General features: G+C 58.5%; 14 protein-coding genes. 7 read left to right on the forward strand and 7 right to left on the reverse strand.

Annotation, left to right across the window (positions count from 1 at the left end):
• Positions 1-858 precede the first annotated feature (858 nt).
• Together B5527_RS47860 and B5527_RS44640 are read right to left on the reverse strand one after the other, a co-directional pair.
• Entirely contained in the window at positions 859-1053 is a 195-nt protein-coding gene (locus B5527_RS47860) for a hypothetical protein (RefSeq protein ID WP_154072581.1), read from the reverse strand.
• Between the two features lie 45 nt (positions 1054-1098).
• Entirely contained in the window at positions 1099-1263 is a 165-nt protein-coding gene (locus B5527_RS44640) for a hypothetical protein (RefSeq protein WP_154072582.1), read from the reverse strand.
• 85 nt (positions 1264-1348) lie between these two features.
• Between B5527_RS44640 and B5527_RS28410 the strand changes: the two genes are divergently transcribed.
• From B5527_RS28410 to B5527_RS28440, 7 genes are all read left to right on the forward strand, one after another.
• A complete protein-coding gene (locus tag B5527_RS28410; RefSeq protein ID WP_079604461.1) occupies positions 1349-1534 on the forward strand; it encodes a hypothetical protein in 186 nt (61 codons plus the stop codon).
• Positions 1535-2091: 557 nt separating this feature from the next.
• Positions 2092-3435: a pyridoxal-phosphate dependent enzyme gene (locus tag B5527_RS28415; RefSeq protein ID WP_172842690.1), complete on the forward strand. Its 1344-nt coding sequence runs from the start codon at positions 2092-2094 to the stop codon at positions 3433-3435.
• 3 nt (positions 3436-3438) lie between these two features.
• Positions 3439-4149: a TVP38/TMEM64 family protein gene (locus B5527_RS28420; protein WP_079604463.1), complete on the forward strand. Its 711-nt coding sequence runs from the start codon at positions 3439-3441 to the stop codon at positions 4147-4149.
• A gap of 125 nt (positions 4150-4274) precedes the next feature.
• Positions 4275-5168 carry a transporter substrate-binding domain-containing protein gene (locus B5527_RS28425; RefSeq protein ID WP_079607573.1) on the forward strand — a complete coding sequence of 298 codons (894 nt, stop codon included), beginning with the start codon at positions 4275-4277 and terminating at the stop codon, positions 5166-5168.
• A 62-nt stretch (positions 5169-5230) separates the two neighbouring features.
• On the forward strand, positions 5231-7984 hold the full coding sequence (locus tag B5527_RS28430) for a putative bifunctional diguanylate cyclase/phosphodiesterase (RefSeq protein ID WP_197689223.1): 2754 nt from the start codon (positions 5231-5233) through the stop codon (positions 7982-7984).
• 811 nt (positions 7985-8795) lie between these two features.
• A complete protein-coding gene (locus B5527_RS28435; RefSeq protein WP_197689224.1) occupies positions 8796-8969 on the forward strand; it encodes an alpha/beta fold hydrolase in 174 nt (57 codons plus the stop codon).
• A 12-nt stretch (positions 8970-8981) separates the two neighbouring features.
• Positions 8982-9923 (forward strand): D-2-hydroxyacid dehydrogenase family protein, encoded by a 942-nt coding sequence (locus tag B5527_RS28440; RefSeq protein WP_079604466.1) that lies wholly within the window; start codon positions 8982-8984, stop codon positions 9921-9923.
• A 216-nt stretch (positions 9924-10139) separates the two neighbouring features.
• Here B5527_RS28440 and B5527_RS45840 read toward each other — a convergent pair whose 3' ends face one another.
• The 5 genes from B5527_RS45840 to B5527_RS28465 form a co-directional block, all read right to left on the reverse strand.
• The gene (locus tag B5527_RS45840) at positions 10140-10652 is read right to left on the reverse strand and encodes a transposase (RefSeq protein WP_245332291.1); all 513 of its coding nucleotides are present in this window, start codon (positions 10650-10652) and stop codon (positions 10140-10142) included.
• Between the two features lie 758 nt (positions 10653-11410).
• On the reverse strand, positions 11411-11557 hold the full coding sequence (locus B5527_RS46710) for a hypothetical protein (protein ID WP_245332292.1): 147 nt from the start codon (positions 11555-11557) through the stop codon (positions 11411-11413).
• A gap of 195 nt (positions 11558-11752) precedes the next feature.
• The gene (locus tag B5527_RS28455; protein ID WP_245332293.1) at positions 11753-12829 is read right to left on the reverse strand and encodes a HupE/UreJ family protein; all 1077 of its coding nucleotides are present in this window, start codon (positions 12827-12829) and stop codon (positions 11753-11755) included.
• A gap of 11 nt (positions 12830-12840) precedes the next feature.
• The gene (locus B5527_RS28460) at positions 12841-13902 is read right to left on the reverse strand and encodes a DUF4340 domain-containing protein (protein ID WP_154072583.1); all 1062 of its coding nucleotides are present in this window, start codon (positions 13900-13902) and stop codon (positions 12841-12843) included.
• A complete protein-coding gene (locus tag B5527_RS28465; protein ID WP_079604469.1) occupies positions 13899-15512 on the reverse strand; it encodes a Gldg family protein in 1614 nt (537 codons plus the stop codon). The genes B5527_RS28460 and B5527_RS28465 overlap by 4 nt, the downstream gene beginning before the upstream one ends.
• Positions 15513-15520 lie beyond the last annotated feature (8 nt).

A 15520-nucleotide genomic window follows, 5' to 3' on the forward strand; every position in this document is an offset into this window, starting at 1 on the left:
CATCGCGCCAGGTCCGAAAAGTGCCGATTGCGTTACAAAAGTCTTTTTGCATGCATCACTGATGATTTTTTGCATCACTGATGATGATGATGTCCCCGACATGAAATTCATCGGCCCTGGCCACGATGTTCATTCCTCCGAACCTTACGCACAAGTGATTATGTTGGACCAGTATCTGGGGCTCGGAAGCTTCCATGCGGGGCTTCCCGGTTTCCCATGCCTGCTTTCACACTGGGCCAAGTTCCCACCTTATTGGTCCGAGCCCTTCAAGCCCGGCAAACGGATCGCTCGAATTCATCACTCGGCGCGCCATACGCAAGATGCTTTCCCTGAAGACGCGTCTCAAATTGAGCAATATCGGTGGGGCCTGCCTCAGATGATAGTGGCGTTGAGGACGGACGTTCCTGTCGGGCGGCCTGGAAGATCCGCAATATACAGAGGCGGGACAAGCAAACATCAAGAATTTCTCGTGCGCAGCGTCCTATCTTTAGCATTTAGGCGGTCAATATTTTAAACCGCGAAACTGCGGCCCACCAGCGTCGAACGGATCCAGTTGTGGTGAAACCCCACGGACCAAGATGAGGTAATTTCCAAGTTGCGAGTTCACAGATTTACGTGTGAACGGCCGCTTTGCGCCAACAGCGGCCCTCGGCCTGGGCGCCACTCAAATAGGCTATTCGTCCTTTCGTGTTTCCGCCGGACGAACTCACTTCGAAGCTGATCAGTCGCGATCGAGAGATGGTGAGGCTCCGCAATCATCCCCCCTTGTATCTTTGCGAAGGTGTCGATATCGGGGACTACAAAATGCGAATCCGCATCCGTCGTGCGGCGAGTCCTGATGTCCGGCCGCTACCACGGTCAGCCGATGCAAGCCCATTTTCCGTTGTCGATCGAGCCGCAGCACTTCGACCGTTGGCTGTCATTGTTCGAGCAGACCACGACCGACGTCTGCTCGCCGCAGCGGCCGTCTTCCTGCAGAAGGCCCGACGGATTGCCGACAGTTTCGAGATCGCCATGGCCACCCAACGCGGCCAGATCGCGAGGCCGCGGCATTCGGGGCCGCCGTGAGCTAAATCAAGGCCGCTGCCTGCCGGCCGGCTACAAAGGCCGACCATGTGGCTGCCCATTCACACCGCGCCTTTTGATGCTGAGATCGAGCTTGCCGTGATCGACCGCGGCGGTCCACACGTGCTCGTATTTCAATGCCGTCAGGCACTGCAGGGATTGACCAAGGCGGAAACCGGCGAGAAACTCGCCGTCCATCCCATTGGCAGCCGTGGGTGCGATGGCAATCGCTGGACCGGGCGACTATGGTGAGCCCGCTCAATGAGATCGCAACGGAAATGGTATGACCGGCTCCCAGTCCAGATTGTTGAACGTCGGCGCCCGCGTCTGCTGGCGCGACGACAACAACGACTTGGGCACCGTCACTGAAAAGGACTGGGCCGGGGTCACCGTCAAATGGGACAATCGGAGCCAGCAAACCGTCTTGCACAATGACATGGCTTGCGTCGGCGTTGTATCGAAGAAATGACCGCCGTGAAGAAGCTGAAATCCAAAGACGCGTCGACGGAAGTCAAATGCTCCGCCTGTGACGGCACCGGATTCCAGGCGGTCGCGCAGCCCGCCCAGCCCGGACGCAAGATCTACCCGCCACGCTGCAAGCGCTGTTTGGGCAAAGGCCGAATAAAGTCGGCCTAGACGGCTGCGGAGGCTGAACGGCAGGCCCGTCCTCTTTCGCCGGTGGATCTGGAATACCTGCAAACATGGGCTCCGCCCGTAGTGCTTGTCGACGCCTTCATGGTGTTCGCTCCCTGATATTTTGGCTTATCCAAAGCTCCTTTCCGAGCCCAATTTCTCACAAATCTTAGTCGAAAGAGACCAGGTCGAGCCAGATCGGATCCTTGGCACCCCCTCAGATCGGTCTTGGTTAAGCAAAACTTAAAGTATTCTTCGTTGAGGAACTCGTGTGGATTGGAATACGGTAAAAAAAGAGTTAATCTACAATTACAGCGAGTGTAATTTAGATAGTTTGCAATGAACCTCTCACGACGGAACTTTATGCAGGGGGCCCTCCTGGGAGGTGCCGCGTTGAGCGTAGTCGGCATGACTCAAAGCCGGCGTCCGATACCGCCGTTTCCGCAGATAGCCGATGTTTCAGGCCTGGCGCCGCCCTCAGCAGCCTTGAATTCGCAATCTTTGGCTCTTGGCAAACTCTTTCCCTCCCTGGCAGATCCCGACGCCACGGAGGGCCCTTTCATCGTCAACACGCTTTCCTGCAAAGACTCTTTTGCCGGTTACATTCGTCGGGGCGAACCCGGAAACTCCGTTTTCCTGAGCCATGCCGACGCCCGCGCCACCATTCCCTGGGCACCCATATTTGTGCGGCAAAACAACCTTTTGCAGTTGCCATCGTCTGTGACCCGGCAAATCGACTGCTCTGAAGTTTTGGTGATGAATGAGAGCAGTGCGCACTATCCCGTCTTTGGCAACAAGGCGCGTAAATACGAATTCCTGCTTCCGAACCTGAAGTGGTCCGGCGCTCAGCGTCTAGGGACAATGGGCGCGGTTTCCAGCAATCATGCGCTGCAGTTTGCCCTGGCCAATCGCGTGGCTGATTTGACCGGCGACGGACAGCCGCTGAATTGTGCCCTGGACCTGGTGCTTTTTGAGGTCCCGGGAGCCGCCACGGACATGGCGCGGCTGGCGATTTTGCGGAGCCTGGTTCAGCACATTGCCATAGCCAGTAACGACGTCGAATTGGTGGGCGAGGCTGGCTATGAATATGCGAAGCACTGGCTTCATCCGGATACGGATTCGCTCGTTCCGCCGGGCGGCTCGAACGAAGTGAGCGTTTTGGGACATATGAATGCGATCGCCGAGTTGGCTCAGTTGCTCGACGCCGCTCAGGCGTGGAAAGCGCCGCCAGATGTGATTTTTGTCGCCATGGGCAGCGGTTCGACGGTTTTGGGCCTGCTCTTGGGCGTCCATCTGATGGGATGGAACACCAAGGTGGTGGGGGTAGCCGATCAGGACAAGTCCTATCTAACGCGATGGTTGCTCAACCGGCAGCCCTCCGTGCCCTTTGTGGAGGGGAATGTTGCCCAACTCGCGCGCAGCACGGTGGAATGGCTGCAAAAGATCCGCTTCCCGGGTATTTCGCCAGACGTCCTTCGCGTGATGCAACAGGAGACTTTCGTACCGGACTCCACCAGCTGGGAGCCTGGCTACGGCTTGATCGAACCTGCCGACGGTGAACGGGCGAATGAGTTGAAAGAGGCGGGGCTCACCCTTGATCCAGTGTTTACTTTAAAAGCCTGGCGATCGTTGCTCACCATGTCTCAAACGGGGGCGCTGAAAAATAAAAAGGTCCTATTTTGGAATACCTACAACAGCTTTGACTACATGCCGCCTCTTCAATCCAGTTTGGGATAGCCGATGCGTAGTTACAAACCATTGACTTTCTATATGGCGGCCGTCCTATTTTTGTCGTTGGCGTATTTTGTATCGCCTATTTCGAGAGAGGCCGTTTGGCAGCTGTTTCCGGCCTTTGAATCTATGGCCCACGCGAATCCACTCTTCACCGCGCTGACGTTTTTGGTCACATCCACCCTCCTTGCATTTCTGGCCTTTCCCTCCATGCCAATGATTTGCATGGCGGCAGGTTTTTACATGGGTGAATTTGAAGGAGGTGCCACTGTGCTGCTCGGCAGCGCCCTTGGCGGTTTGAGCGCGTTTTTATTTTATCGGAAGCACATTCAACGTCCCAGCGCTCCAATAAATCAACAATCCGCCGTGAAGGTTTGGCTGACCTTGCTCGGATTGCGCCTCTCGCCGCTCGTGCCCGCGCCAGTCGTGAATTTCTTTGCCGCGGTCTTTGATGTCTCGCCCCTTCAGTACCTAACGACGAGTTTGCTGGGCAGTGCGCCACTCATCCTGTTTTATGCGCAAATAGGACAGCAAGGGCACCACTTCTTGTCCGGTGAAACTCCGCATTGGCGGCAATTTTCAGGATACTTGATCATATTAACCTTAAGCACGCTGTTGAGCGCGATGGGCCCCTGGAAGTCGGCGTTGAAAGAACTCAAGCAGCTGAAAGGCTCGTCCGGATCAAATACACTTTCGCTATACTCAGCATCCGGTCTCTAATTTTTTACCCTTAAACAGGCTTTTGCCGGAATTGGCTTCCAATTCATTGTGTTCCGCTATCCTTTCTTAAGTTCAGATCTGTAGGTTGCAGGCGCTACTGCTGACATAAAGTGAAGTGCGCCTCCATGTTATCGAAGCGTTTCGTCCTTGGGTCGCTCAGCGGCGCCATGGCCTTTCTGTTCGTGACCTCAAGCTGGGCAGCTGATCTTGCAGAGATCAAGCAGCGCGGCGAAATCCGCCATATCGGCATCCGCTACGCCAATTTCGTCACCGGCGCGGGCGACGGTTTAGACGTCGAACTGATGCAGGGTTTCGCCAAGCGAATTGGCGTGTCGTACAAGCTTGTCTATTCCGATTTTTATTCGGTGATCCGCGACTTGCTCGGCAAGGATGTACTGCGCAAAAACGGCGAAATCACACTGACAGGTGACTATCCAATCAAAGGCGATGTGATTTCGACCGGCTTCACGGTGCTGCCGTGGCGTGAGGCTATCCTTCTATATTCCGAGCCGACTCTTCCGTCCCAGGTTCTGTTAGTGGCACCAGCCGAGTCTGATCTTCAACCGATCATGGACAGCGCCGATCTCGCGGCGGATATCGCCAAGACACGGAAGGCCATCGGATCCAGGAGCGTGCTCGTCATGGAGCGCACCTGCCTGGATCCGACCAATTACGGCTTGGTCAATGTCGGTATTGACTTGAAGGCTTACAACAAGAGCGCCAACCTGAATGAGATGGTTCCGGCCATGCTCAACAAGGAAGCCGAACTGACACTGCTTGACGTACCGGACGCCATTCTCGATCTGCGCAAATGGGCGGGCAGGATCAAGGTTTTGGGGCCGATCTCCGACCGGCAGACGTTGGCAACCGCCTTTCCGAAGGACGCGCCAGCTTTGCGCGATGAGTTCAACGCCTACCTGAGCGACATCAAGGCCTCCGGCGTCTATGACCGGCTCGTGGACAAATACTATCCGGGCATTCGCCGGTTTTTCCCCGAATTTTTCGCGAAGACGAATTGATGCAGTCTTGGCTGATCAGTTTTGGTCGATCCCTGGCTCCGCGTTGGCTCTTGATAGCAGCCGTGGCCTTTCTGCTGTCGATGTTCTTCCTGATTGGAAATCTCTATTCGTCGCAAGTCGAACTACGGCAAAACGCCGATGCGCGTCTGATATCAATCGGTGAAACACGTGCCGCCGAGATCGGCGATTTTTTGATCGAACGCCGGCAAGCCGCCGCGCGGCTCGCCGGCAGCGAGGACATTTCCAATTATTTCAGCAATCTCGATCTGGGAATGTCGGTCAAATATGGCCTCTTCGCCAATCTGGCCGCGATCGAGCGCCGCTTTCAGGCGGCTATGGACGAGGAGAAATATCAGGGCCAACCCGCCTATCTGCGGTTGGCTTTCTTCGACCGCAACGGCGTGGTGCAAGTTGACATCGGCGCGTCCGCCGCGCCAACTCCTTCGCCGACGAACCTGGCCGAGCCGAGCATTCAGATCGATGAGAAGCGCCGCCTAATTGTGGCCGGCGCGGCGGTGTTGCAGAAGGGCAAGATGAGGGGAACGGTGGAGACCGTGAGCAGCCTCAATCTGCTTGCATCACTGGTGTCTGCCACCGATCTCGGACAGCCGCGCGAATTCCTACTTGGAGATGACGGCGAGGTGCTGCTCCCGATCAAGCGGGAGCACTCAGCCATTGTCACCCAAGGCCGCGAGCTGGCCGCGCTTCCGTCTGGCCGCATACAAGCTCTGTCAAATGTCGAGGCGCCCGAACTGAAGGGATATCTCGCCCTGCGCTCGCCGGTCGGAGGCACGCGGCTTTCCATCCTGCGGCTGGCGAGCGAGGATGAACTTTACGGCCATACGCTTTCGCCCCTCTCCGTGTTTTATATTGGCCTCTTCGCTATCGTTCTATTCGTGTTGGCCATCGGCTTCGAACGAATGCGTCAGAATGCAGCGCGGCTGCAAAACAAATTCGTCGAATCCAATCGCCATAGAGCGGAGCTGGCCGAACATAACCTCGCACTCTCGCAAGAGATCGAGCGTCGCGAAGCCATTGAAACCGATCTGCAGCGGCAGAGCGCGGCGCTGGACAAGACTAATGCTGAACTGCGCATAGCCGCCGCGGCCTTCAATGCTCAGGAAGGCATGATCGTCACCGATACCAAAGGCGTGATCCTGAGTGCCAACCGCGCCTTCGTCAGCTTGACCGGTTATACGATGGAAGAATTGGTCGGACAAACGGCGAGTCTGTTCCGGTCCCGTCGCCGCGATGCCGAGTTCTACCAGAGCATGTGGAACTCCGTTCATAGTACCGGCGGCTGGCAAGGCGATATGAGTCTCAGGACAAAGAGCGGAGAACATTGCGCACGCTGGCTGACCATATCCGCCGTGAAAAACGAGGCCAGCGAAGTCACCAACTACATCGGCTCCTATTATGATATTTCCAAACTCAAACACGCCGAGGAAAAGATCCGGGAATTGGCCTTTTTCGACCAGCTCACGGGCTTGCCGAACCGCGTCCTGCTGATCGACCGCGTACGCCAGGCGTTCAATGCCAATACCCGCAACAAATCCTTCGGCGCCCTGCTCTTCATCGATCTCGACAATTTCAAGACGCTGAACGACTCACTTGGTCACGACATGGGCGATCTGCTGCTGAAAAAGGCGGCTCAGCGTATCTCCAGTTGTGTCAGGGCGGATGACACGGTTGCCCGCTTTGGCGGCGATGAATTTGTCGTTCTTCTCGCCAATCTCGGTACGCAGAAAGCAAAAACCGCTGCTTTGCAGGCCGAGGCGATAGGAGAAAAGATTCTCGCCGCCTTCACTGAGAGCTTTCGCCTCGACCCGTATGAATATCCCTGTACACCCAGCGTCGGCGTGACTTTGTTTTCGCCCGATGACCGAAATGTTGACGAATTGCTAAAGAGGGCCGATCTGGCGATGTATGATGCAAAGACCGCGGGCCGAAATGGCCTCCGGTTCTTCGACCCTGTCATGCAGACTATGATTTCGGCGCGCGCTGCCCTTGAGACCGATCTGCGAGAAGATCTTAAAAAGGAAAGGCTCCTGCTGCATTACCAGCCGCAGGTAGATCACGAAGGAAGGCTGCTGGGGGCGGAGGCGCTGGCGCGCTGGCCGCATGCGCAGAAAGGCATGGTTTCTCCGAGCGAATTTATTCCCGTCGCGGAAAGCACAGGTCTCATTCTCCCGCTCGGCGCCTTGATGCTGAAAATCGCCTGCCGTCAACTGGCCTGCTGGTCGGCCGATCCGGCAACCGAACGCCTGACTGTCGCGATCAATGTCAGCGCCCTGCAGATGCGTCAGAAGAATTTTGTCGAACAGGTCAGCGCGATCATCGAGCAAACCGGCGCCAATCCCCATCGCCTCAAAATCGAACTCACGGAAAGCACGTTGGTCAGCAACGTCGACGACGTGATCGCCAAGATGGACAAATTGAAAGCAATCGGCATCGGCTTTAGCCTCGACGACTTCGGAACCGGTTATTCATCCCTCTCATACCTGAAGCGTCTGCCGCTCGATCAGCTCAAGATTGATCGCAGCTTCGTCAAAGATGTTCTGGTCGATCCTAACGACGCCGCCATAGCCCAGATGATAATCGCGCTTAGCAAGAGCCTTGGCCTTTCCGTCATAGCCGAAGGCGTCGAAACGGAAGAGCAATATGCCTTCCTGGCGCGCCACGGACAGCTCAATTACCAAGGCTATTTGTTCGGCCGCCCCCTGCCGCCGGAGGATTTCGAGAGACTCGCCCGAGCTTTCTCGCCGCGTCGCGGTCCGAGGCAGGAACGCGCCTCCGTCGATCGGACGTTCGCATAAAGCGTCTTTGGAAGAACTTCACGGTATGTTTGATCTCTTGTCGTTATTCACCGCCTTTATTTCTTTCAAGTAGCAATTTGCTATTCGCGACCGGTCGCTCGCAGCCGATCCGCATTCCAAGTCCGCATTCGCCCGAAAGCCGACCTGATTTCAATGCCGTAGCCAGTCGCACATGGTGTTCGACCTCTTCAACCCAAGAGTATAGTCATCTTCTTTTACCGGCGTAAGTAACAGTGGCGGTTCTGTTTGACAGAAAAACGGGAGTAACGGGTCATGGGTGACCGAGAAAATATCCTAAGTGCGCTCCGCGAGAAGCCGCTTAAAGTTTACGAGATCATGAGACGCGCCAATGTCATGAATGAGGAATCTTGCCAATCGCTCCTGTTAAAAATGCGAGGCGAAGGTTCGGTGAAGTTCGATATTCACAAAGGGCGATGGCTCATCGGATAGCCGTGGTCAATTCTGTCTGTGGGCAGACAGGAAGGCTTCTTGCGCCCACGCTGACTCTTGAAACCGGGCTTGGCCGCGGTGAACGGCATCATGTACGATTCGTGGCGTATACTTGGCGTCGCTCGCTTCCGAGATCCGGCCCTGGCCGCTGCGACGACGAGGGACGATGTTCTCGCCGCGCGTCGCGTGTTCGCCGTGAAGGCGCTCGGACGTCCGGGCGAGGCGGAGATTGGGGAATATCTCGATCCGTGGACCGACCCCAGGGTCGCTCGATCCTGGCTGACGCTCGCGGGCGTGGCGGAAAACCGCTATACTCAGGAGATGCTGCCGGGCCCTGGTCCAATCCAGGAGGCCGAAGCTCTTGGTGTGGGGCGAGGATGCCCCATTTCAGACGGTCGACTATGCCGAACGCTACGCGCGGGAGATCCCGGAAACAGTGCTGGTTCGGATCAAGTCGGCCGGCCACATTCCGATGAAGAGTGACCCGAAAGCGGGAGCTGGAGCTCTGGCCAAGTTCTTTGTCGCCGAACGCTAACGGAGGGTACCGATGAACGTTGCAATCCTCGACGACTACCAGAACGTCGCGCTGCGGCTCGCCGACTGGTCGGGCGTCCGGCGTCACGCCGAGATCACCGTGTTCAACGACCACGTTGCCGACACCTCGGCAGTGGTCGAGCGTTTGCGGCCGTTCGACGCGGTATGCGTCATGCGCGAACGCACGCCGCTCAGTAGGGAGATACTGCAGCAGCTACCGAACCTCAAGCTAATAGCTTCGACAGGACCCCGAAACGCATCTATCGAGACCCAGACCGCGGCCGATCTCGGCATCGCGGTCACCGCGACGGGTTACGATTCCACTCCTACCATCGAGTTCACTTGGTCGCTGATCCTAGCGAGCATGCGGTGCATCGACCGGGAGGCCGCCTCGCTGAGGGTCGGCGGATGGCAGAGAGACCTCGGTTCAAACCTGCGAGGCAAAAGCCTTGGGGTCGTCGGGCTGGGCAATATCGGAAGAGAGGTCGCGCGCATCGGTCTCGCCTTCGGGATGAAGGTGATCGCCTGGAGCCAGAACCTAACCGAGGCGAAGGCGAGCGCTACCGGCGCCACTCTCGTAGACAAGCAGACACTGTTCCGCGAGGCGGATGTTGTCACGGTCCATCTCGTCCTGAGCGGCCGTACCAGAGGCCTGATCGGGGCACCCGAGTTCGCCCTGATGAAGCCGAACGCCAGGTTCGTGAATACATCACGGGGTCCAATCGTCGATGAGGCGGCCCTGATCGAGGCGCTGCAGGCGCGCAGGATCGCAGGCGCAGCGGTCGATGTATTCGACGTGGAGCCGTTGCCTCCCGATCACCCCTTCCGGAAGCTGGACAACGTCCTCGCGACGCCTCACATCGGCTACGTCACCGAGGACCTCTATCGCACTTTCTATACAGATGCTGCGGTCAATATTGCCACTTGGCTCGAAGCCAACTCGGCGGTCTCCTAGCAGCGCGCTGCAACGGCTCGGCAAAGGCGGTTCGGAATTGACCATCTCCAAAGCGAGCGCAAATCTGCTTACGCCACGCCATCAGGGCTGGTCAGCGAATGTCCGCTGTCTCCCAGAGACAGCCAAAGAGCGCACATGCTGTGATGTCCTAATTGGGTGCGCGCCGTGACAAGGCGGCGCTTTCCAGTGGGTGCGAACCCCTGTGCCTGTCGTAAATCAAATCCGGACATATTCGTGGTGTAGCCCGCCGAGAATTTTGCGACAAAGAATGTGCCCGGCGCGATCGACGGCGCGCGAGACCGGTGCATCTTTCTCCAGGGATAGATGCGTGCGGGCCCCATTGTAATATTTCATGTACGACAGCAGTAGGTGACGGAGGTGGCGCTCGCTGAACACAACGACGTGGTCAAGGCATTCCCTGCGGATCGAACCGATCAGCCGTTCAGCATATCCATTTTGCCAAGGGGAGCGCGGCGATGTCGGTCGGTCGCGAATGCCCATTGATCGAAGCCTTCGGATGAAGACCTCACCATAGGCCCCGTCCCGGTCACGAATGAGATAGCGGGGAGCCAGCTCCCAGCCGCAGGCTTCCGTGATCTGATTTGCGATCCAATCTGCGGTCGGATGCGCTGTGACGCCAAACCATAAGATCTGCCGTCGACCATGCCCGACAATCACCAAGCCGTAGAGCAGACGAAAGGAGATCGTCGGCACGACGAACAGATCCATCGCGGCGATGCCGTCGGCATGATTGCGAAGGAACGTCCTCCAACCTTGGGATGGCGGGTCTCTTCGCTTGGCCATGTACTTGGCCGCGCTGGTCTGTCCGATCTCGATGCCGAGCTTGAGGAGTTCTCCATGGATCCGCGGCGCTCCCCACAGAGGATTGGCAATGCTCATCTCGCGGATAAGCTTGCGTATCTCAGGCGCTACAGTTGGTCGGCCCCCACGGCGCCGCGATTTCCACCGCCAGGACGATCTGAACCCGGCGCGGTGCCATTTAATCACGGTCTCCGGCTTGACAATCGCCAGCGCATCGCGAACGCCCGGGCGAAGCCGATGGAGGCAAACAAAAATCAAGCGGTCGATGGCGCTAAAGGTTTGTTCTTAGGAGCGGTTCGCCGCAGAACGTTTATCTGCTGCCGCAACGTCAGAATTTCAGCCTTGAGCGCTGCCCGCGACCGAAACAGATCTGCGACCATCTAGACAACGAGTCTGACAAGATTTCTCATCCCGTGACAGCATCGCCCGATTCTCGATTAACTGCTAGTCAGATTGAGTTTGCGACAGGGACAGGCCGCTTTGCGCCACAAGCGGCCACTCGACGACTGCTAAACCTTTCTGTCTTGGCTGAGCAGTCGCGACTAAATCCATTTTTTAGCTCTCTTGATCAGTCAGTGAGCCCCAACCAACGGCATCTCAAGTCCGTGACAATCGCACGCGGACGTGAGACCTGAAGCGCGAGGTAGCGCTGGCGAATGTAACCGTTAACTTTCAGATCCGCGATAGTCGCGGTCGCGAGAATGCGGCCATAACAAAGGACGAATATCAACGGCGCAATTTTGAAGATCCATGTCGCGCTCGACCACTGTGATCTTCTCCCGCTCCCAGAGTTCATGGACCTTGTCGGTCATCCGCCAACTACCCATGCCGGCAGTGGACTCGTCGAGCACCAGCGCCAGCGTGATCGAGCAGTTTCTGGTCGCCGTGCGACGGGGTCGCCGCGATCCCGTCACGCTTGCTGGTCGGCCCCAGTATCTCCATGGCGTATTCGGCGCGATCACAGGGCACCAAGAAAGTTCCAACCCGCTATTGCGACTTCGTCCCTGCTATGCTTCGAGTAGGCGCGTGAGGAGCCAGTAGCTGCCGAGCAGACTGATAAGCAGAGAAAGAGCGTAGACCAGCGACGCGGTCCTCACCGGCTTCGCCCGGTCGGTGGCCATGAGCCGATCCAGGACGATGAGCGCCGGAACCACAATCGACACGATTGCCACTTGGCCGACCTCGACTCCGATGTTGAAGGCGGCAAGCGCAGGGACGACCGCGTTCGCCGGCAATCCAAACTCCCGAAGGGCGCTGGCAAAGCCAAAGCCATGAATGAGCCCGAATGCAAAAGTCACCCGCCAGCGGCTGTCGATGTCGCGCGAGAAGAAGTTCTCCATAGCAACGAAAACGATCGACGCGGCGATCGCAGGCTCCACGACGGCGCCGGGAAGGACAATGATGTTCAGGGCAGCAAGTGAGAGTGTGATCGAATGGGCAATCGTAAACGCTGTAACGATCTTGATCACCGGAACAAACCGCCGCGCCCACAGCACGACACCGACCAGGAAAGCGATGTGGTCGTAGCCCAGGAAGATGTGCTCGATGCCGGTGACGAGGTAGCGCTGCATTGTCGACAAGAGCAACGGCGCGGGCGCGGAGAGCGTTACCGTCGTATTACTGGCGTCGAGCAGCGCTTGCGGCACGTTCGCCCCCTCGCCGATCAATACGATCTGGCGGGCGCTGGGGTCGATTGCGGTCAGCACCGTCGAACGGTAAACGATGTCGCCCCTGACGTTGCGGCACGAAAAGGCGTTGCGGTAAATAACGCCGTCGCCGTCGGGTACCAGCGCCGCGGCGCCAGCCACGCATGCCTTGCCGTCGAGACCGGTCACCGCGACATGCGCATTTACATAGGCAAGAATTGGTGCTGCGGAGGCAGCGACCAGCGTCGGATCAACCGAGTCCCGCTGCGCATCGAAAACGTTCGTGCCGGCAAGCCGATCGGCGTCGCTGCCCTTGAGCGCCACCTCGACGCTGACGGTACGATCCCCGCCCAACGTGACGCGCGCCGTCGAGAGTTTGACCTGATGAGCATGCGCTGACACGCCGAAGCCGAGGGTGATCCCGGCGAGCAGGACCACGCGCAGGGACCTCACCAGCCTGCTCCCACGGCCTTGAGAAGCTCGGTCAGGCGCCTGACCTCGAACTCCGCGACTGTCACGACCACACCATCCGAGGCGAGACGCGCATAACGATCGAGGCTCTCGGCCGCTGCGCCGAATTCGAGCCGGGCCAGCGGCGTCGAGCTGTCACGTGCGTAGAACAGCACTATCAGCGTCGGCAATGTGAGCCCGTATCGAGCCAGGTGCGCCGTATCGACAGGCCCGACGCGCGTTTCGACTACGGCTGCGTCGAATGCACGGAGCGCGGTTTCGATGGTGCCCGCTTGCGCGGGATCGGCGACATGTACGTTGTTGCCAGCCGTATGGGCGTGCTCGCCGGTATGCCTGAACCAATTTCCGGAGGCGTCCCGTTCGAAACGGGTGAGTTTTCCCGCAAACACGATCTCGATCGCCCACACCTGCGCCATCGAAACCGGGAGCAGCAGGCTCGTTCCGCGGCTTGCGACGGCAGATTCGGCCTGCCCCCGCAGCCGGCGCGCCATGTCGAGTACCACCCGCCATTCCACGCCCACATGGCGGGCCGTGAGATAAACCGTTGGAGCACCGCCCAGCCTGACATATTGCGACGTGCCGGCCGGGTTTAGGGTGCCGAAGTTCACCGTCGCCGCCACGCCGTCCCGGGTTTCGAGCACGGCAACATTGGCCGGCGGATCGAGCCCGAATTCAGCGAAGCTCCCGGCAGTGAGCTCGCTGGCAGGAATCTCGCGCGCCGCCTCGCTTACATTCACAAGCCGAAGCGCAGCATCGAGATGCGACGCAAGCTCGGCCGGCACGGCGCCTTGCATTCCGTCGATCGACCACCCGCCTGGCTGGCGATGAAGCGCGACGCTGTCTGCACCTGAGCGCACCTCGACACGGTAGATTTTAGCCGGCGCGATTGTAAGGAGGCCCTTGGAAGAGAATGACACCTTGCTGCGCAGCTCCGGCCATTGGCCGGTGGCCGTGAGCGCAACGAGAAGCGCCACCAGCAGAGTGGCCGCGATCGGTGTCTTCCATCGAACGGCACCGCGCTTGGCCACTACCCTCTTCAACGCCGTCTCCACCACATCACCGCTCCGCAGAATACAGTGGTCAGGGGCAACAGCACCTCCAGCACTATGAAGGTATCGCGCATCTGTTGGCTGGTGAGCACGATTTCCGGGAGGTTGTAGGTCTGCGGCGCGACGTTCGGCGTAGCCTCATCCTCAGCAAGCCAGCGCACCATCGCGACCGACAGCTCGCCATTTGAAACATACGGGAAATATTCGTTGGTGGCGAATTTGCTGGTGCCGGCGATCACCAGGCGAAAGCGCTTGTCCGGCGGCGCTCCCGGCCAAGCTCCTTCGAGCGCAACGACGAGGGCCTGAGCACCACGGTCGACCTCAGGAGCCGCTTGTCCATCCGTCGCAGCTGTCAATCCGCCCGCGGCGGAGGGCGGCCTTCGATAGCTATCCTGGCTGCTCGCAGCAAGCACACTGGTGTTTACGCCGTCTGGCGGCCGACCGACGTGGATCGGCCTCACCTGCGGAAACACCGTAAGCGCGAGACGCTTCGTGATCGGATGCGGCGCGTAATATGGAACAGCCACCTTGTCCGGATCGGTGCGGAAATGGTTCACTGGATCGATGACGATGGCCGGTTCGGTCGATAGTCCGACCGCACCGAGTAGGCGGATTTCGAAATCAGGGTCGAGCGAAGACAGGGGATCGATCAACAACAGGAGGCGACCGCCGCCTTCCAGATATTTGACCAACAGGTCTGCCTCCCCGGGCGCAAATGCGGTGCGTGGACCTATCACGGCAACGACTGTGCAATCAGACGGAAGCGAGTTCGTGGTTGTCGTGATGATCTCGCGCATATCGAAGCCGATCTCGTTTAGCGCAAGCTGGAACCGATCGAGTTGCTCCGGCTCGGCAACGAGGACGTCTCCGGCGCCCGGCGTGTCGTGGCCCTTCAGCGTCTCGAGGTGACTGTAGTGAAAATGGGCTGGCGTCGGACGAAATGTTTCACCGTGCCCGGTGATGAAGCAGATCGTTTCGGGGCGTTCCCGCAGGACGCGCACTACCGCGTAGCCCAAACGAGCGGGATCCGTAAGGTTTTCGACCAGCACCTTGCGCTCACCCGCTTGCAGCATTGCGGTGTTGTAGGAATGCACGCCGTTATCGCGCGCCAGCCCCGGCTCCTTGTCGAGATCGATGGGGTGAAACGCCAAAAACGGTTGGTTTCGCGCTGCGATCGTGATCAGGTCCCGGACGGCAAGTGCGTTCGCATCCCCCGCATTATAGAAGTAGGTCAATGACAGCGGCGCATGCAGATGATCGATAGCGTCAGTAAGCTGTGTTGGAGGCGTATTGCGTCCTTCTCGGCTCACATCGAAATGCACGTCGTGCCGGTACAACGCCACGTTGGCGGCAATCACGGCGGCTACCGCGGCGGACGCGATAAGCGCGCTGGCCACCCAGGTTGACAAGCGCGCCCCGCTGCCACGCAGTGGAAGGCGGATCGCGAGCACGAACAGCGTTAGCAGCGTCAGCGACCAGGCCACGAATAGCAGACCGTTCGAAATTTCGTGGGCAAAGCCGGCAAAACCGAGCACGCCGAACCCAAGTGCGGCTACGACCAGCACGGCAACAGCAATGTCAGATCGGCCGAAGCGCGGCATGTGTGACT

It is taken from the genome of Bradyrhizobium erythrophlei, from assembly GCF_900129425.1.
GTDB classification, from domain to species: domain Bacteria; phylum Pseudomonadota; class Alphaproteobacteria; order Rhizobiales; family Xanthobacteraceae; genus Bradyrhizobium; species Bradyrhizobium erythrophlei_C.